This window comes from Streptomyces sp. NPDC031265 (assembly GCF_055570295.1).
The window spans coordinates 1-18,167 of sequence record NZ_JBVIHM010000001.1 but is presented as its reverse complement, the minus strand read 5'-3'; the positions used below and the strand labels follow the sequence as shown (position 1 = coordinate 18,167).

Here is an 18,167-nt window from a genome sequence, read left to right as displayed (position 1 = left end):
ATTCTACGTGCCCGGCCCCCGGGCCCGCCCGCTCACACCCGCGCCGCCCCCAGCACCTCCAGTGCCCGCCGGGCCACCTCGCGGCCGATCGGCAGGGACGCCGTCGCCGCCGGGGACGGGGCGTTCAGGACGTGGATCGTGCGGGGGGCCTCGCGGATGAGGAAGTCGTCGACCAGGGTGCCGTCGCGCAGGACCGCCTGGGCGCGGACGCCCGACGAGGTCGGGTGGAGGTCGGACTCCTCGACCCCGGGGAGCAGGCGGCGGACCGCGGCCGTGAAGGCGCGGCGGGACAGGGAGCGGTGGATCTCGCCCGCTCCGTACCGCCAGTGGCGGCCCGCCATCCGCCAGGAGCCGGGCCAGGTCAGGGTCGAGGCCAGCTCGGCCGGGCGGACCGTGCGCCAGTCGTAGCCCTCGCGGGCCGCCGCCGGCACCGCGTTCGGACCGACGTGGACGCCGCCGTTCACCCCACGGGTCAGATGCACCCCGAGGAAGGGGAACGCCGGGTCCGGGACCGGGTACACCAGGCCCTTGACGAGCCCCGGCCGCGCCAGCTCGTAGTACTCGCCCCGGAACGGCACGATCCGCACCCCCGGCTCGTCCCCGGCCAGCCGTGCCACCCGGTCGCAGTGCAGCCCCGCGCAGTTCACCAGCGCCCGCGCCCGCAGCACCGCCCCGGGCGAGGTGCGCACCGCCACGCCCGTGCCGGGGCGGCGCGATATCCGGACCGCCTCCGTCCCGTACCGGATCTCCGCGCCCGACAGCTCGGCCAGGCGTGCCGCCACCGCCGGGAAGTCGCACACCCCGGTCGTGCCGACGTGGATCGCCGCCAGGCCCCGGACCTCCGGCTCGTACTCCGCGATCTGCGCGGGGCCCAGCTCGCGGACCGGTATCCCGTTCTCCCGGCCCCGCTGGACCAGCGCGTGCAGCCTCGGCAGCTCCTCGCGCTCGGTCGCCACGATCAGCTTGCCGGTCACCTCGTGCGGGATGCCCTGCTCGGCGCAGAACGCCACCATCTCGGCCGCGCCCCGCACCGCGTACCGCGCCTTCAGGGAGCCCGGGCGGTAGTAGATCCCGCTGTGGATCACCCCGCTGTTGCGCCCGGTCTGGTGGCGGGCCGGGCCGTCCTCCTTCTCCAGGACCGTCACACGGGTGCCGGGCGAGGCCTGCGTCAGGGCATACGCCGTCGACAGACCGACGATCCCGCCGCCGATCACCAGCACGTCACAGTCGTACGCGGTCACCACCACACCTCCCACCCCAGATAGTGCACTGGCCCACTGACAATGCCCGTAAACCCGTGGGGGAAGTGATCTACGCCGGGGCGACCAGGAGCGGCCGCGCCCGTTCCCGCAGCTCCACGACGCGCGGCTCGTCCCCGTACGGCTCCAGGCGGTGCAGCAGGTCCCGTACGTACTCGGTGGTGCGCGCCGACGAGATCCGCCCGGCGACCTCCACCGCGCGCGTGCCCGCCGCGCACGCCGCGTCCAGGTTGCCCGACTCCAGCTCGGCCACCGCCGACACCACCAGCCGCAGGCCGTGGGAGCGCACGAACTCCTCGGTGGGCCGGGACAGCGCCTGCTCGGTGAAGCGGCGCACCTGGCGCGGGGCCTTCAGGTCCCGGTAGCACTCGGCCGCGTCCGCCGCGAAGCGGTCGTACGAGTAGAAGCCCAGCCAGGACGGGTCCGAGTCGCCGTCCCTGGAGCGCTCCAGCCACGCCTCGGCGGCCTTGAGCGCGGCACCGGCCGCGAGTGCGTCACCCGCCTTCGCGTGCGCGCGTGCCTCGACGAGCCGGAAGAAGCTCATGGTGCGGGCGGTCGCCAGGCCCCGGTTGCGTTCGACGGCGGCCTGCGCCAGGTCCACGCCCTCGTCGGCGAAGCCCCGGTAGGTGGCCTGGAGCGACATCGAGGCCAGTACATAGCCGCCCAGCGGCACGTCGGCCGCCGCGCGCGCCAGGCGCAGCGCCTGGATGTAGTAGCGCTGGGCGGCCTCCTGCTGGCCGGTGTCGAAGGCCATCCAGCCGGCCAGTCTGGTCAGTTCGGCGGTCGCGCCGAACAGGCCCCGGCCGACCTCGTCGGTGTACGAGCCGAGCAGCAGCGGTGCCGCGTCCACCCGTAAGCACTCGGGAACCATCGACGAACGCCAGTCCCCGCCCCCGTACTTGGAGTCCCAGCGGCGCGCGTCCTCCGCCGCCTCGCGCAGTTTGGCCACATCGCTGTGGCCGACCTTCAGCGGTGTCCCGGCCGCCCCGTCGTGGTCGCGTGCGACCGACGAGTCGGCGGGGGTTATGAGCCAGCGGGATGCGGGGGTCGCGTACGCGGTGACCGCGAAGGATCCGGCCAGCGACTGCCAGATGCCGCCGCCCGCCCGCCGTCCGGCCAGATCGAGCCGGTAGAGCTCGGTCGCGGAGCGGACCGCCTCGCCCACGTCGCGCGGGAACGCCAGACCCACCTCGGGCGCCGGGTCGGCGTCGGCCAGCCCGATCTCGTGCAGCGGCACCGGGCGGCCCAGCTTGGCGCCGATGGCCGCCGCGATCAGATGGGGCGCGGCGCCCTGGGGCACCATGCCCTTGGAGACCCAGCGGGCCACGGACGTCTTGTCGTAGCGAAGGGTCAGGCCGCGCTGAGCTCCGAGGTCGTTGACCCGTCGTGCGAGTCCGGCATTGCTGATTCCCGCGAGGGCGAGAACGGTGCCGAGCTTCTCGTTCGGCCCGCGTTGCTCCCTGGACATGCGCCACCCCTCGACACAGACGGCGTCCTCCGGGGCGGCGCCCCGGGTCCGTCCGGCCGCACAATCGTGTGGCCGAGCCCCCAGGAATATGCCGCCCGCGGAGAACAGCAGTACACCCAGCGTAGTTCGCCGCATCCCGACCGTTAAGGGGCGGTGTTCCGGATGGCGAGATTGTTTTCCGTACGGACGAGTTCGGGCGCTGTCCGTGTGCTCCGGGTGTGTGGCCGTGCGCGGTGCGTGCGCTCTGGCCCGCGGGGAGCCGGGAGCGCTTCCATGGCAGGTGCGTGGGTCGGCCCGCTGAACTGGATCCAGTGGGCTGGGGGACACCGTCGCCTCAATCCCCGCGGGCGGCGGACCGGTCCGGGAGGCGGACAGCGCCTCCCGGACTGTGGGTCTTCTCCGCCGGCTTCACTGCCGGTTTCATGCCCGCTTCGAGGCGCCCGCCACGCGCGCCCGGGGTGAAGTTGGCCGAAAAGCGACGGTCCCGCACCACTCGGAAATGTCGCTTCCGCTCTCCTTGAGAGCTGTCAATCGGCCATCTGCGGGGGCGCGTTCACTTTTTGCGCGCGCTACCCCGAGGCCCCTCTCGTACGCCATTGTCATGGCAGCATGGTCCCGAGCGACCTCAGAACCGCCGGACACACCCCGCCGTACGTCCGCGTACGGCCGGTCCCGGTTCTGTCGGCGCGTGCGACGGGTTGTCCACAGGCTGTGGAGGCGGCGATGCGGTGGCTGGTGGGCTGGAGCAGTGTCGCCGCGAGGTTCGGTGCCGTGGGGACGGCCGGCGCCGTGGGCGCGCCCGAGGAGGGGCGCACCGTCCACCCCGTCGGCTCCCAGCTGCTGTGGGGCGACCCGGACCCGCTCTGGGCGGTCGGCGACTGGCGGCCCGACGAGATCCGCGTGGTCAGCGTGGGGGCGGACACCCGGCTCGCGGTCCTGGGCTGCTGCGCCGCCAGTGACGAGCAGCTGCGGGTAGGGCTGTTCGCGGCACGCGGGGGCGCACTGCGGCATCTGTCCGCCTGGCCGGGCAGCTATACGGCGGTTGCCCAGGTCGGCCGCAGGGTCACTGTCGTCGGTGACCTGGCCGGCGCACGCCCCGTCTTCTACACGCCGTGGGCGACCGGGACCGCGTACGCCACGGCCGCCCTGCCGCTCGCCGACCTCATCGAAGCCCAGCTGGACATCGGCCACTTGGCGGCGCTGCTGGCCTGCCCGGACGTACCCGAGGCGCTCGGCGACTCCACCCCCTACGCGGGAGTGCGGCGCATCCCGCCCGGCCACGCGCTGGTGCTGCGGGAGGGCTCGCGGGAGATCACCGGGTACGAGCCGGTCGCCTCGCTCGCCGTCGCCGCGGCCCAGGTCGACGAGGAGAGCGCGGTGAACGGCGTACGGGAGGCCCTGGTCGCGGCCGTACGGGCCAGGCTCACCGCGCCGCGCCACGCCCCCGAGACGCTGCCGCCGGACCCCGGTCCGGTCCCCGGTATGGGCCCCGCCGAGCGGCGCGCCGCACGCGGGGGCCCGGCGCCCGGCATCGGCGCCGACCTCTCCGGCGGCCCGGCCTCGGCCACCCTCGCCCTGCTCGCCGCCGGGCTGCCCGGCAACCCCGGCACGGTGCTCGGCCACGGCACCGGCGCGGGCGAACGGCTCCTCGCGGTCACCTTCAACGACCTTGCCGTGCCCGGCCGCAGGGGCGAGGCCGAGCTGGAGCGGGCCGGGGCGATCGCGGCCAGCCCGCGGCTGCACCACGTGGTGGTGGCCGGCGACGAGGACGCCCTGCCGTACGCGGAGCTGGAGGGCCCGCTCACGGATGAGCCGGGCCCCTCGCTGGTGACGGCCGAGCGCCACCGCCGCCGACTCGCCGCGGGCAGCGCGGACCACTTCACGGGAAGCGGGGCGCGCCAGGTCCTGGACGCCCACCCGGCACGCCTGGCCGACCTCCTGATGGACCGTCAACGCCGCCACCTCCTCCGCCCGGCGGCAGCGCTCGCCAAGGCGGGCGGCCCCTCGGCGCATTCCCTGTTCGTCCCGCTCACGGTGTACCGGGCGGCGCGGAAGCTGGCGCGCACGCCGTACCGGACGGGCATCGAGACGGCGGCGGAACACCTGCGCCGCGACGCGGACGGCGCCGACACGGATGCGGAGAGCCCGCTGGACGCCTCGCTCGCGTCCCTGGCCTGGACGCGGCCCGGGCCGGCGGCGCGCTGGCTCACCGGGGAGGCGCTGGCTGAAGTATCGATCCGGCTGATGGCGTCGGCGACCCGCCCGGCGACGGTGCTGCGACCCGGCGAGGCACGGGCGCGGGCCGCGCTCGCCCGTTACGCCGCCGACCACCGCGTCCTTGAACAAGCCGCCGAGATCCGCGGCCAGCGGCTGCACGCGCCGTTCCTGGACAACCAGGTGGTACGGGCGTGCCGCGCCCTGCCCGAGGCGCTACGGGTGCAGCCGGGCGCCCGGGCGGCGATCCTGCGGACGGTGCTGGCGGGTTCGGGGGTGCGCGACCTGCCCGCCGGCTGGGGCGCGACGTCGCACGCTTCGTCGTCGGCGGCGGTACGGGCCGGCCTGCGCCGCTCGATCGACCCGCTGATCGCGCTCTTCGAGGCGCCGCTGCTGGCGGACGCGGGCCTGATCGAGGCCCGCACGGTCCGCCGCGCGCTCCGCGCGGCGGCCTCGGGCGAACGCCTCCCGCTCGACGGCCTCGCCGACCTGATCTCCACGGAGCTGTGGCTGCGGCGTCTGCTGTCCCGGCGGGGCACGTGCTGGACGGGGGCGGCGGCGCCGAAGCAGCGGGCCGTGGCGGGAGGGGTAACGCCTGCGCGGCCACCGCTGCGGGCGTAGCCCGCAGACCCCATGTTCGGCTGCGGGCCCCTGTTTGTCTGCGGGTCCGGTGGGGGCTGGTCGCGCAGTTCCCCGCGCCCCTTAGGCAGCTCCAGCTCCTCCGGCAGGTGAGGCACGGGGTGCCCCTCCAGGGGCGCGGGGAACTGCGCGACCAGCCACAGACGACCCGCAGACGAACGGGGCCCGGGGCCGCAGCCCCCGGGAAACCCACCTCCACCCCCACCCACCCTCTTGCCGGGTCCGGGGCGGAGCCCCGAAGCGGGGGCGGGGGCGCAGCCCCAGCGGGGGTATCGGGGGCGGAGCCCCCGCAACGGGGTCCGGGGGCGCAGCCCCCGGGAAACGAGCCTCAGCCCTCCACCCACCCCCGGAGGGTTAAGGGAACGGGCGGGGTGGGGAAAAAACCCCGCCGCAACCACCGCGCCCCCAAGACACAATGACCCCGTGCGGTACCGAATCCTGGGCGTCACAGAGGCGCAAGACGAGCACGGCCGGCCGGCTCCCCTCGGAGGGCCGAGGCTGCGCGCCCTGCTCACCGCCCTCGCCGCCCGAGCCGACCGCCGCACCCCGGTCCCGCTCCCCACCCTCATCGACGCCATCTGGCCCGACGACCCCCCGCACGACGCTCCCGCCGCCCTCCAGGCACTCGTCGGCCGCCTCCGCAGAACGCTCGGCCGCGATGCCGTCGCCTCCGAACCCGGTGGCTACCGGCTCGCCGTCGACGCCCCGCACGACATCGACCTCTTCGCGTTCGGGCAGCAGCTGGCGGCCGGCACGCGCCAGCTCGAAGGCGGCGACCCCGACACCGCCGCCGAAACGCTCCGCACCGCCCTCGCCCTGTGGCGCGGCCCCGCCCTCGCCGACCTCCCGGACCGGGCGGCGGCAGCGGCGGGCCCCGACGCCCAGCGCCTCGCCGCCCTGCGCGCCCGCATCGAGGCGGACCTGCACCGCGGCGCCACCGCCCACCTCCCCGCCGAGCTCACCGCGCTGATCGAGAGCCACCCGTACGACGAACCCCTCCACGCCCAGCTGATCCGCGCCCTGCGGGCCGAGGGGCGTACGGCCGACGCGCTCCTGGCGTACGAGACCGCCCGCCGCACCCTCGCCGACGCCCTCGGCGCCGACCCCGGCCCGGAACTGGCCGCGCTGCACCAGGAGCTGCTCAACCCCACCCCCGAAGTCCTCGGCAATCTGCGGCCCCGCCTGACTTCCTTCGTCGGGCGCCAGCCCGAACTCGCCGCGATCAGAGCCGACTTGGCCGCTCACCGGCTCGTCACCCTCACCGGGCCCGGCGGCTCCGGCAAGACCCGGCTCGCCGAGGAGTCCGCCGCGTACACCCCCGCCTGGCTCGCGGAGCTCGCCCCGCTCGACCACCCGGACGCCGTCCCCGGCGCCGTCGTCTCCGCGCTCGGGCTGCGCGAGACCACCCTGCTCGGGCGGGACGGGCAGCCGCACCCGGACGACCCCGTCGCCCGGCTCGTCGACCACTTCGCCGCCGCCCCCCGTACCCTCCTCGTCCTCGACAACTGCGAGCACGTCGTGGACGCCGCCGCCCGGCTCGCGGAGACGCTGCTCACGCGCTGTCCGGCGCTGCGGATCCTCGCCACCAGCCGAGAACCCCTCGGCGTGCCCGGCGAGCGGGTCCGGCCGGTCGAGCCGCTGCCGCCCGACCCCGCGCACCGGCTCTTCGCCGAGCGCGCCCGTACCGTACGGCCCGACTTCGACCCGGCCGACGACCCCGAGGCCATCGCCGAGATCTGCCGGCGGCTCGACGGGCTGCCGCTGGCGATCGAACTGGCCGCCGCCCGGCTGCGGCTGCTCGCGCCGCGCCAGATCGCGGACCGGCTCGACGACCGGTTCCGCCTCCTGACCAGCGGCAGCCGGACCGTACTGCCCCGCCAGCAGACCCTGCGCGCGGTCGTCGACTGGTCCTGGGACCTGCTCGACGAGCGCGAGCGCGCGGTGCTGCGCCGCGCCTCCGTCTTCGCCGGCGGCTGGGACCTGGCCGCCGCCCAGGCCGTCTGCGGCTCGACCGACGATCTGGCGGCCCTGGTCGACAAGTCCCTGGTCGTGGCCGCCCCCGACCCGGACACCGGCGGGATGCGCTACCGGATGCTGGAGACCATCCACGAGTACGCCACCGAGCGCGCGGCCGAGACCCCGAGCCTGCTCGACGACGCCGCCCGCGCCCACACCGCGTACTACCGCGAACTGGCCCAGGAAGCCGACCCGTTGCTCCGCTCGCACCGGCAGCTGTCCTGGATCCGGCGCGTCGAGCGCGAGCTCGACAACATCCGGGCCGCGCTGCACCGCGCCACCGCCACCGATCCCGACCCCGTCGAGGCCCGTGACCTCGCCCTCGCCATGGGCTGGTTCTGGTGGCTGCGCAACTACCGCAGTGAGGGGGTCGGGTGGGTCGACCGCGTCCTCGGCCGGGAGGGGAGCGGCGAAGGCGCGGACGCCTGCCCCGGCGATCCCGACGCGCCCGACTACTGGCCGCTCATGCGGCTCGCCCTGCTGCGGATCTTCCTGATCGAGGAGTCCGGTGGCCCTGCCGAGCGGCTGCGCACGCCCGAGGCGCTGGCGGAGATGGCGCGGCTGCGCGAGGCGTTCGGGCGGGGCGGCCCGGAGGCGGCCCGGTTCCCCGGGCTGCTCTGGCCGTTCGCCGTGTTCCTCGCCCAGGGCCCCGGGCAGGCGCGCGAGTCCATGGACGTTGTGGTCGCCAACTGCCGTGCGTACGGCGGTGAATGGGAGATCGGCGTCAGCCTCATGTTCCGTACGCACATGGTCATCGACATGCCCGGCGGGGTGTGGGACGTCGACCGCGACCTCGCGGAGCTGCGAGAGCTGAGCCGCCGCGTCGGCGACCGCTGGATGCGGGCCCAGGTGGCCAGCGCCGCCGGGGAGGCGGCGATGATGCGCGGGCTGCCCGCGCGGGCACGGCCGGAGTACGAGGAGGCTCTCGGCCTCGCCCGCGAGGTCGGCGCCCACGCCGAGGCGCCGTTCCTGCTGGCCCGCATCGCCGAACTCACCTATCGCGCGGGCGACTTGGACGGAGCCGTCGAGATCCTCGACGAGGCCGAGGCGGAGGCCGTCCGCTACAGCGTCCGCGACAGCGCCTCGTACATCCACTATCAGCGCGCCTGCATGGCCCTGGACGCCGGTGATGCCGTCACCGCGCGCGCCGAGTGCGTCGCGGCCCAGGCGGCGAGCGCCCGCAGCACCCCGCCGCCACACTTCACCGCGATCCTGGAGGGCCTCGATGCCCGGGTCGCGGCCATCGAGTCCGGCCCGGCAGTCGGCGTACGCGGCCTGGCCTCGGCACTGCGCACCGCCGACGCCGCGGGCTGCGCCGAAATCCTCCTCGCCCACTTCGCGGAGGGCGCCGCCCAGCTACTGCCCGACCTGGGAGAACTCGTCCTGACGGTACGGGTGCTGGCAGCCGCAGAGACCTGGCGCGCGGGGATCCCCCTGTGGGCCCCGGACCGCGCTGCCCTGGAAACCCTGCGCGCCCGACTCCTCGACGAGCTGGGCCCTCACGTCTGCGGGGAGCAGCACGCGGCGGGGTCCGGGCTCACGACGTCGGAGGTCGCGGGGCTGCTGGAGGCAGCCGTCAACGACAGGCGATGACCGACTTCGCCCAGTCCGCCAGCGCCACCGACCCGAACGGCGTGTGCGGGTCGACCATAAGCCGGATCGTCCGGTGTCCCGTCAGGTCCGCGTGGACCGGCACCGCCGGATCCCCGCCGTGCATCACGGGCGAGCGCCACAGCAGGGTGTGGTCGCCGTACACCGAGAACCGCACCGCGCCCAGCCCCATGGTCAGGTCGTCCACCCCGGCGAACGCGTCGTAGCTGGAGCACTGTCGGTTGAGATCGATAGTCACCGAGGAGCGGGCGTGCACGGTCACGCCGTGGCTGTACGGCTTGCCGTCGATCTCCATGCCCCAGCGCTGCCAGAGCCAGCTGGACGCGCCGAGCCGCACCTCGGGCTTGGTGTGGTCGCCGAACGCCCCGTACTGGAGCCGGTTGATCTGGTACACCGCCGCCGGCGGGGGCGCCGGAGGAGGCGGCGTCGGCTTCGGCGTCGGCTTCGGCGTCGGCTTCGGCGGCGGAGGCGTCGGCTTCGGCGTCGGCTTCGGCGGCGGAGGCGTCGGCGTCGGCGTCGGCTTCGGCTTCGGTCTGGGCTTCGGCGGCGCGGGCTTGGGCGGCTTCGGCGCGGGCTTCTTCGGCGGCGGTACGGGCGCGGGCGGCGCCGGGGGCTCCGGCGCGGGGGAGGGCGGCGGCTTCTGCGGGACCACCGGCACCACGGCCGACGGCTTGGCCCGAGGCTTGGCGGCCGGCTTGGTGTCGTTGCCGCTGAGTGCGAAGACGACGCCCGCGGCCACCGTGACGGCGACCGCCGCCGCGATACCCGCCTTGGCGGGCGCGCCGAGCCCCTCGGATGCGGCGGCCCCGCCGGCCGCGCCCCCGGACGAACTCCCGCCCGTTGCCGTTGCGGCGGCACCGGCGCCCGCCGCACCGGCGGCGCCTCCCGCCACGATCCCGGCGGCCTTGAGCGAGTACCCGGCGGCGAACCAGCCGACCATCGCGACCGGCAGCAGCGCGGGGATCCCGGCGTTGACGTCCTTGAGCTCGACGACCGCGACCCGGCACTTGGCGCACTCCTCCAAGTGCTTGCTCAGGCCCCGCTCGGCGCGCACCCGCAGCCCGCCGCGCGCGTACGCCCCGAGCCGGTCCGCGTAACGGGCGCAGTCGCCGCCCTCGGTGAGCGAGGTGGAGACGTGCGCCTGCAAGTACGCCTGCTTGAGGCCCTCCCGGGCCCGGCTGGCCAGGACCGCCGTGGCGTTGGCGCTGACTCCGAACAGCGGGGCGATCTCGCTGGGCGACTCCTCCTCGACGGTGGTGTGCCAGAGCACCGCCTGCCACCGCTCCGGCAGCGACCGGAACGCCTGCATGGCCAGCGACTGCTCGGCCTCGTGCATCGCCCGTACGTCCGCGCCGAGGTCGACCGTGTCGTCGTCCCGGCCGTCCGAGGTACGGGCGGCCTGGTCGGCGAAGAGGGCGAAGTCCTCGACCAGTTGCTCACGCTTCGCGGTCTTCGTCCAGGAGGCGGCGACACGGCGCACGGTGGTCATCAGATAGGCACGCACGGCCTGCTCCGGCCCCGCGCCGCCGCGCACCGCCTGGAGCGTACGGGCGAACACCTCGGCCGTGAGGTCGTCGGCCGTGTGCGCGTCCCGGCAGCAGCTGCGGGCGTACCGGTGGACCGCGTCCGAGTGGCGCCGGAACAGCTCCTCGTACGCGGTGTCGTCGCCCGCCCGCATCCGCTGGATCAGCTCGGCGTCGGCGGTGGTCCGCCCACGCTGCTGCGGAACACCGGGTGTGGGCGGGGCGTCGGACTCCTGGGCGGGGTCCCACGGCCCGGACAGCACGGTCCCGCCGGGCTCGCCATCGCCGTCCGTACGGCCACCGGGGCCGCCCTGGCTCGCAACCTGCCGCGAGGGCAGACCGTCCGGCTCGGTGCCGCTGGCGCCGCCGAGCTCGTCCCGCCCGTCAACGTTCACCGCGGAAGCCCCCGTCAGCACGCTCAGACCCAACCACGCGCCAAGCGTCCCACAGAGCCCCACACCCGAGGAGCCCCCTCCCCCCAACCACAGTGGACCAGGGGCGGTGGGCGCCCGGCAAAGGCCCGCAGCCCCCGCCCCGTACAGCCCGTCACGCAGGCCGCGACCGCAGCCCCTCCAGCAAAATGTCCAGCAGCCGGGAAGAAGCCGCAGCCTGCTGATGCGGATCCGGCAGCGACGGCGCCGCCGTGGCTATCACGAGCAGTACGTCGGCCACGGTCACATCGCCCCGCAGCTCCCCCGCCTCCCGAGCCCGGTCGACCAGCTGCCCGACGACCGCGAGCAGTTCCGCCGCCCCGGGGTCGTCCAGCTCGTCCGCCGACGCCGGACGCGGCTCGACGACCCGCAGGCCGGGCACGCCGGGCAGTCCGGCCTGCCGCTGCTGCGGCACCCGTGCCTCAGGTGCGATGGAGCCCGGCGAGTCCAGCGACTCGACCGGCTCCAGCACGGGCACGGGCACGGTGCCGGCCCCGCCGACCACCGTCGACTCCTCCGCGTCCGCGTCCACCCCGACCCGCAGCACCTGCGGCGGCAGCAGCCGCCCGGCACCCGACGCCACGGACGTCCGCAGGAACCGGGAGAGCGCCGACCACGGCTCCTCCTCCTGGCCCAGCGCGGTCCGTGCCTGGTCGGTGAGACGCGCGGTCTCCTCCTCGGCTATCCGCCGCACCAGCACGTCCTTGCTCGGGAAGCGCCGGTACACCGTGCCCACGCCGACGCGGGCACGGCGCGCCACGTCTTCCATCGGCGCGCCGTACCCCAGCTCGCCGAAGACCTCGCGCGCGGCACGCAGCACGTGCTCCAGATTGCGCTGAGCGTCCACCCGCAGCGGCGCGGAGCGGGAGGCGGAAGCGCTCCCACCACCGCCGACCGCGCCCACACGACCAGTGCCGTCCGCCGATGCGACGACAGCGGACTGCCAATGAGAGTCCTGAATATGCATAACCGTTCCCCCGGTAATGACGTCTCCCCCCGGAGACTCCCCGCCCTGACAGTCGGGTGGCCGGACCCGACACCCCGACGAGGTACGAACATAGTTGAGCCGGAGTCAATTCAGAAGGGGGTTGTTCCGCACGGTGTGCCCCCCGATCGGAGCAAGGACCGGAACCTTCCCGATTCGAACCCCCGCGCGACCCCTATCTCCCCGCCCTGACCTGCGTATTCTCCTCGACTGGCGAGAAAACACAGCACCTGTTCCAGCCACATCCGTCAGTCATACAATTTGCCGGGCCTGTGGACAAACGCCGGAGGCCGATGCCTCATGGGATGGTGAAGGCTGCGATCAATCGGGGGTCGAGCCCCGAACCACCGCCCGGCACGCACATTCTCGTGGTCGGCGGCGGCTACGTCGGGATGTACACGGCGCTGCGTCTGCAGCGCGAGCTCAAGGCGCAGTTGCGCGACGGCCGGGTGCGGATCACCGTGGTCGCCCCGGACCCGTATATGACGTATCAGCCGTTCCTGCCGGAGGCGGCCGCCGGATCCATCTCGCCGCGCCACGTCGTCGTACCGCTGCGCCGCGTCCTGGACCGCTGTCACATCGTCATCGGCGAGGCGCAGCGCATCGATCACGCCGCGCGGACCGCGACCGTCACCACCCTCGCCACCGAGGAGGAGGGCACCGGACCGGTCGAGATCGAGTACGACGAACTGGTCCTCGCGCCCGGCTCGGTCTCCCGCACCCTCCCGGTCCCGGGCCTGGCCGACTACGCCATCGGCTTCAAGACCGTCGAAGAGGCCATCGGACTGCGCAACCACGTCATCGAGCAGATGGACATCGCCTCCTCCACCCGCGACCCCGCCGTCCGCGATGCCGCCCTCACCTTCGTCTTCGTGGGCGGCGGCTACGCGGGCGTGGAGGCGCTCGCCGAGCTGGAGGACATGGCCCGCTACACCGCGCGGTACTACCACAACATCAAGCCCGAGGACCTGAAGTGGATCCTCGTGGAGGCCAGCGACCGGATCCTGCCCGAGGTCGGCGAGGAGATGGGCCGGTACGCCATCCGCGAGCTGCGCGGCCGCAACATCGACGTACGTCTTGAGACGCGCCTCGACTCCTGCGAGAACCGGGTCGCCGTACTGAGTGACGGCTCCCGCTTCCCCACCCGTACGGTCGTGTGGACCGCCGGGGTCAAGCCCGCGCCCGTCCTCGCCGCCACCGGTCTGCCGCTCAACGAGCGCGGCCGGCTCAAGTGCACCGCGCAGCTCCAGGTGGAGGGCGTCGAGCACGCCTGGGCGGCCGGGGACGCGGCCGCCGTACCGGACGTCACCTCGGACGAGAAGGACAAGGAGTGCGCGCCCAACGCGCAGCACGCGGTGCGCCAGGCCAGGGCGCTCGCCGAGAACGTCGCCGCGTCCGTCAACGGACAGCCCCTGCGCGAGTACGCGCACAAGTACGTGGGTTCGGTCGCCTCGCTCGGCCTTCACAAGGGCGTCGCCCATGTCTACGGCCGCAAGCTCAAGGGCTACCCTGCCTGGTTCATGCACCGCGCCTACCATCTGAGCCGCGTCCCCACCTTCAACCGCAAGGCGCGCGTGCTCGCCGAGTGGACGCTCGCCGGCCTGTTCAAGCGGGAGATCGTCTCGCTCGGCTCGCTGGAGCACCCGCGCGCCGAATTCGCGCTCGCGGCGGGCGGCGGCCCCGCCAAGCCGGGCCCCGAACCTGGGCCCAAGCGGCCCGGCGGCAAGGAGAACTGACGGTTGTCAGTGCGGTCCGCCACACTGGACGTGTGACCATAGGTGGGCCCACACCTGCACAGAGTGACCCAGCAGCCAGCGACACACGAGGCCAAGAGATCCGTGAACTTCACGCGTTGGAGCGCCCGGCTCCCCTGTACGCAGCGGCGCGCCGCCGCACGGACCGACCGGGGCTCCGTGCCCGCCGCGCGCGGTGAGTACGGGCCGGGGCCCGACACCTGGCCGGACGACGACGGGGCGGACGGCCCGGCGGCGCCCGCCCTGGAGGAGCTGTCGGTGCGTCAGCTCCTAGGCCAGCTCCCCGCCCTCGCCGCCCTGGTGTACGGCCCGGAGCACCGAGTGGCGTACGTGAACGACGCGTACGCGACGACGTTCGGCCCCCGCCCCGTGGGCGCCCCCGCCGCCAAGGCCCTGCCCGAGCTGGACGAGCTGGGCCTGCTGCCGCTGATGGACCAGGTGCTGCGCAGCGGCAAGCCCCGTACGGTCAAGTCCCGCAAGGCCCAGGGCGGCGGGTCGTACACGGTCACCTGCACTCCCGTCGAGATCCCCGCGCGCGGGGCGGCGGGCGGCGGGGTGCTCGTCTTCGCCGCCGACGTCACCGACCACGCCGAGGCCGCCGAGCGGCTGCGCGCCAGCGAGCGCCGCCACCGCGAGACCGCCGTGACGCTCCAGCGCTCCCTGCTCCCGCAGGAGCTGGAGCAGCCCGACGACCTGCGGGTCGCTGTCACGTACCAGCCGGGCGGCACGGACGCGGCGGTCGGCGGCGACTGGTACGACGTGATCACCCTGGGCGCCGGGCGCACCGCGCTGGTGATCGGGGACGTGATGGGGCGCGGGGTCCGCGCGGCCGCCGTGATGGGCCAGCTCCGCACGGCGGTGCGGGCGTACGCACGCCTGGACCTGCCCCCGCACGAGGTGCTCCAGCTCCTTGACGGCCTGGCCGCCGAGATCGACGCCAGCCAGATCGCGACCTGTGTCTACGCGGTCCACGACCCCAACGAGGGCCTGCTGGTGTACGCCTCGGCGGGCCATCTGCCCCTCCTCGTACGCCATGCGGACGGCAGCGTGCACCGCGCGGCGGACCCGACCGGGCCCCCGCTGGGCACCGGCGGCTGGCTGCACACCTCCGGCACCATCGCCCTGCCGCCCGGCGCGACCGCCGTCCTCTATACGGACGGTCTGGTCGAGCGCAGGGAAGAGGACATCGACGAGGGCGTCGCCGCCCTGGAGCGCGCGCTGTCCGGCGCGGCCGGCACCCCGCAGGTCGTCTGCGACCGACTGATCCGCTCGCTGGGGGTGACCGCCGAGCACGACGACGACGTGGCGGTCCTGGTCCTCCAGCACCCGGCCCGCACGGGCCCGGACGCCGAGCTGTTCCACAACGCGGCGCTCGACCTGCTCGGCGGCGTGGAAGCCGCGCCACGCGCGCGTGCCTTCGCGTCCGGGGTGCTGGCCTCCTGGCGCTTCCCCGTGGAGCTGCGAGACCTGGGCGTCCTGGCGGCGAGCGAGCTGGTCGCCAACTCCCTCCAGCACGGCACCCCGCCGATGCGGCTGCGGCTGCGCCGCACCGACCGCCGGCTGATCATCGAGGTGACGGACGGCGACGATCACCTGCCGCGCCGCCGCCGCGCCGAGCCCGGGGACGAGTCAGGACGAGGCATCTCGATCGTCGCGACGATCGCCTCGTCCTGGGGTTCGCGCCGCACTCCGGGCGGCGGCAAAGCGGTGTGGTGCGAGTTCGCCCTGCCGGGCTGAGGGCCGTACGGCCGGCGGCTCAGGCCGCCGCGCCGACCTGCTCGTTCCTGTGCACGGCGACCACCCGCGACGGGGCCGCGAGCATCGGCTGGTCCTGCGCGGGCGTCAGCTTCTTGCCGAGCCGCAGCGCGAGCACGGTGATGCCGAGCGAGAACAGGATGAACGTCACGATGTACGGGCCGTGCAGCGTGGCACCCATGGGCCCGCCCACGAACGGGCCGAGCGCCAGCGCCATCTGCTTGACCAGCGCGAACGCCGAGTTGTACTGGCCGACCATCGCCTCGGGCGCCAGGTCCGCGACGAGCGGCGCCACGGTCGGCGACAGCATCGCCTCACCGAGCCCGAAGAGCCCGTACGTCGAGATGAACGCGGCGGTCGCCATGGTCTGGCTGCCGTGGCCGAGCCCCGCGTACCCGGCGAAGAGCCAGGCCACGGTCCAGATGAGCCCCACGGACGCGATGACGCGGCTGCGGCGGCGGCGCTCGACGAAGCGCAGCACCAGGAACTGGGCGACCACGATGACGGCGGTGTTGGCGGCCAGGGCGATGCCCAGGGTCGACGGCTCGATCCCGGCGGCCTCGGTGCCGTACGCCGCGAGACCCGACTCGAACTGCCCGTAGCAGGCGAAGAACAGCACGAAGCCGAGGACGCAGAGCTGGAGCATGGCGCGGTGCCCGAGCACGGCCCGGAAGCCGCTGCCGCCCTTGCCGCCCTTGGGGCGGGCGTCCGCGATGACCGCGTTGTGCGGCAGTTTCACGGACAGCGCGATCGCGGCGAGGACCAGGAACATCCCGGCCTCGATGGCGAAGAGCAGGGTGAAGGACGACGGACGGCTCTCGTCGACGATCTGGCCGCCGAAGAGCCCGCCGATGCCGAGCCCGAGGTTCTGCAGGAAGAACTGCGTGGCGAAGGCACGGGTACGCGAGGTCGGCGACGAGGACCACACGATCATGGTGGCGAGCGCCGGCTGCATGACGGCGGTGCCCGCGCCGAGCAACGCGGCGGACCCGAGGACGGTCACCAGGTTGTTCGCGAGGCCCAGCGAGAGCGCGCCCACGGCGGCCGTCACGGCGGCGCCGACCAGGACGGGCAGGGGGCCGCGCCGGTCGATGACCCGGCCGGTGAAGAGCAGCGCGACGAGCGCGGCCAGGGCGAAGACGCCGAGGACGATCCCGGCCCAGAAGGAGCCGAGCCCTCGCACCGAAGCCACGTAGATGTACAGATACGGAACGGTGAACCCGAGTCCGAACGCGCTCAGCGCGTTCCCCGCCTGGATTCGGCGCATCGCCGCGCCCATCACCTTGGTCACACTCACCACCTTGAGGTCTCGAAGTGGAAGTCCTCGAACCTGAAGGTCTCAGATGCGAAGACTTCAACACTAAAGTTAGAACCTCAACAATACACACTCAAGGACTTAGATGCCAACGCGCCCCGTGCGATACTCGCCGCATGGCTGAGACCACCGAGCGCGGCGGGCCCACCGGCCCAGCCGGCCCCGAGGAGCCGACCCTCGACGAGCAGATCGCGGCGTACCAGCGCGAGTTCCGCGACCTCGACCCCCAGGTCGAGAAGGTCGTTTCGGCCCTGGGCCGGCTGAACCGCCGGATGAACGTGGCGTACGGACGTCAGGTCGCCGCACTCGGCATCAGCAACGCCGAGTGGGAGGTCCTGAAGACCCTCGTCCTGGCGGGCAAGCCGTACCGCCTGGGCCCGGGCGAGCTGGCCAAGCGCCTCGGCCTCACCCCCGCCGCCATGACCCACCGCATCGACCGCATGGCGGGCGAAGGCCTGGTCACGCGCGACCGGGACGAGAACAACCGGGTGCGGGTCATCGTCGAGCTGACGGACGAGGGCCGGACGAAGTGGCTGGAGGCCATGCAGATGGCCACCGACTTCGAGGAGGACCTGCTCCAGGACCTCACCCCGGACGAGCGCGGGGCCCTCGGCGAGATGCTGATCCGCCTGCTGCGACGGGTGGAGCACGCCCAGCCGGACGCCGGGGGACGGCTCACGGACCTGGACTGAGGAGGTCCGGCCGGGGGATCCGAAGGGGGCTCGGCCGGGGGTCCAGCCGGGGGTTGACATGCCTCTTCCAGGTGCGTAAGGTTCTTCGAGTTGTCACGGAGCCGGAACGGTTCTGCGGCAGCCATCCGCCGCAGATTTGCGGCAACCCCATCTCAGTACGACCTCCCGATCGGGATGAATTTCGGCATGCCGAATTCCATTCGAAGGGGGTTGGATGGATCGGTCGGCCCGATTAGGAGCCGCCCGGGAAATCCGCTAGAGTTTGGGACGTCGGAACGGCCCAACGGCCGGGAAGACAAACCGACTTGACCCGGGAGACCGGAAAGCAGGCCCGAAAGGATCTGATAGAGTCGGAACCGCCGGAAAGGGAAACGCGAAAGCGAAAACCTGGAAAGCGAATCCCGCTGACTGGGAATCGGACGCGAAAGAGTCTGATAGAGTCGGAAACGAAGGAAGCGCCCGGAGGGCCCGGAAACGGGAACAAAGGAAGCGTCCGTACCTTGAG

Annotated in this window: 10 protein-coding genes; 5 read left to right on the top strand and 5 right to left on the bottom strand. The window is 73.9% G+C overall.

Annotation, left to right across the window (positions count from 1 at the left end; all coding sequences use genetic code 11):
* Positions 1 to 32: 32 nt before the first annotated feature.
* Both lhgO and ACZ499_RS00045 read right to left on the bottom strand, forming a co-directional pair.
* Complete coding sequence (lhgO, locus tag ACZ499_RS00050; RefSeq protein WP_468670518.1) at positions 33 to 1,241, bottom strand: L-2-hydroxyglutarate oxidase; 1,209 nt, start codon at positions 1,239 to 1,241, stop codon at positions 33 to 35.
* Between the two features lie 70 nt (positions 1,242 to 1,311).
* Entirely contained in the window at positions 1,312 to 2,727 is a 1,416-nt protein-coding gene (locus ACZ499_RS00045) for an MFS transporter (protein WP_385545805.1), read from the bottom strand.
* 723 nt (positions 2,728 to 3,450) lie between these two features.
* Between ACZ499_RS00045 and ACZ499_RS00040 the strand changes: the two genes are divergently transcribed.
* Both ACZ499_RS00040 and ACZ499_RS00035 read left to right on the top strand, forming a co-directional pair.
* A complete protein-coding gene (locus ACZ499_RS00040; protein WP_468670515.1) occupies positions 3,451 to 5,562 on the top strand; it encodes an asparagine synthase-related protein in 2,112 nt (703 codons plus the stop codon).
* Positions 5,563 to 6,003: 441 nt separating this feature from the next.
* Positions 6,004 to 9,189, top strand: a complete 3,186-nt coding sequence (locus tag ACZ499_RS00035; protein WP_468670512.1) for a BTAD domain-containing putative transcriptional regulator — start codon at positions 6,004 to 6,006, stop codon at positions 9,187 to 9,189.
* On the opposite strand, the gene ACZ499_RS00030 is transcribed toward ACZ499_RS00035, so the two are convergent.
* Both ACZ499_RS00030 and ACZ499_RS00025 read right to left on the bottom strand, forming a co-directional pair.
* Positions 9,173 to 11,125, bottom strand: a complete 1,953-nt coding sequence (locus tag ACZ499_RS00030; RefSeq protein ID WP_468670510.1) for a sigma-70 family RNA polymerase sigma factor — start codon at positions 11,123 to 11,125, stop codon at positions 9,173 to 9,175. The genes ACZ499_RS00035 and ACZ499_RS00030 overlap by 17 nt on opposite strands.
* Before the next feature lie 151 nt (positions 11,126 to 11,276).
* Positions 11,277 to 12,128, bottom strand: a complete 852-nt coding sequence (locus tag ACZ499_RS00025) for a TetR/AcrR family transcriptional regulator (RefSeq protein ID WP_468670507.1) — start codon at positions 12,126 to 12,128, stop codon at positions 11,277 to 11,279.
* Positions 12,129 to 12,451: 323 nt separating this feature from the next.
* Here ACZ499_RS00025 and ACZ499_RS00020 point away from each other — a divergent pair, with 323 nt between their 5' ends.
* Both ACZ499_RS00020 and ACZ499_RS00015 read left to right on the top strand, forming a co-directional pair.
* Entirely contained in the window at positions 12,452 to 13,882 is a 1,431-nt protein-coding gene (locus tag ACZ499_RS00020; RefSeq protein ID WP_468670505.1) for an NAD(P)/FAD-dependent oxidoreductase, read from the top strand.
* 102 nt (positions 13,883 to 13,984) lie between these two features.
* Complete coding sequence (locus ACZ499_RS00015) at positions 13,985 to 15,637, top strand: ATP-binding SpoIIE family protein phosphatase (RefSeq protein WP_468670503.1); 1,653 nt, start codon at positions 13,985 to 13,987, stop codon at positions 15,635 to 15,637.
* Positions 15,638 to 15,656: 19 nt separating this feature from the next.
* Here ACZ499_RS00015 and ACZ499_RS00010 read toward each other — a convergent pair whose 3' ends face one another.
* Positions 15,657 to 16,922, bottom strand: a complete 1,266-nt coding sequence (locus ACZ499_RS00010) for an MFS transporter (RefSeq protein WP_468672021.1) — start codon at positions 16,920 to 16,922, stop codon at positions 15,657 to 15,659.
* Positions 16,923 to 17,086: 164 nt separating this feature from the next.
* Here ACZ499_RS00010 and ACZ499_RS00005 point away from each other — a divergent pair, with 164 nt between their 5' ends.
* Entirely contained in the window at positions 17,087 to 17,662 is a 576-nt protein-coding gene (locus ACZ499_RS00005; protein WP_385545786.1) for a MarR family winged helix-turn-helix transcriptional regulator, read from the top strand.
* The last annotated feature ends 505 nt before the right edge of the window (positions 17,663 to 18,167 follow it).

What these genes read in the sequence shown, in the direction of transcription:
- ACZ499_RS00045 (WP_385545805.1), bottom strand. Translation starts at nt 2,727, where the DNA reads ATGTCCAGGGAGCAACGCGGGCCGAACGAGAAGCTCGGCACCGTTCTC.
- ACZ499_RS00040 (WP_468670515.1), top strand. Translation starts at nt 3,451, where the DNA reads ATGCGGTGGCTGGTGGGCTGGAGCAGTGTCGCCGCGAGGTTCGGTGCC.
- ACZ499_RS00025 (WP_468670507.1), bottom strand. Translation starts at nt 12,128, where the DNA reads ATGCATATTCAGGACTCTCATTGGCAGTCCGCTGTCGTCGCATCGGCG.
- ACZ499_RS00020 (WP_468670505.1), top strand. Translation starts at nt 12,452, where the DNA reads ATGGTGAAGGCTGCGATCAATCGGGGGTCGAGCCCCGAACCACCGCCC.
- ACZ499_RS00010 (WP_468672021.1), bottom strand. Translation starts at nt 16,922, where the DNA reads ATGCGCCGAATCCAGGCGGGGAACGCGCTGAGCGCGTTCGGACTCGGG.
- ACZ499_RS00005 (WP_385545786.1), top strand. Translation starts at nt 17,087, where the DNA reads ATGGCTGAGACCACCGAGCGCGGCGGGCCCACCGGCCCAGCCGGCCCC.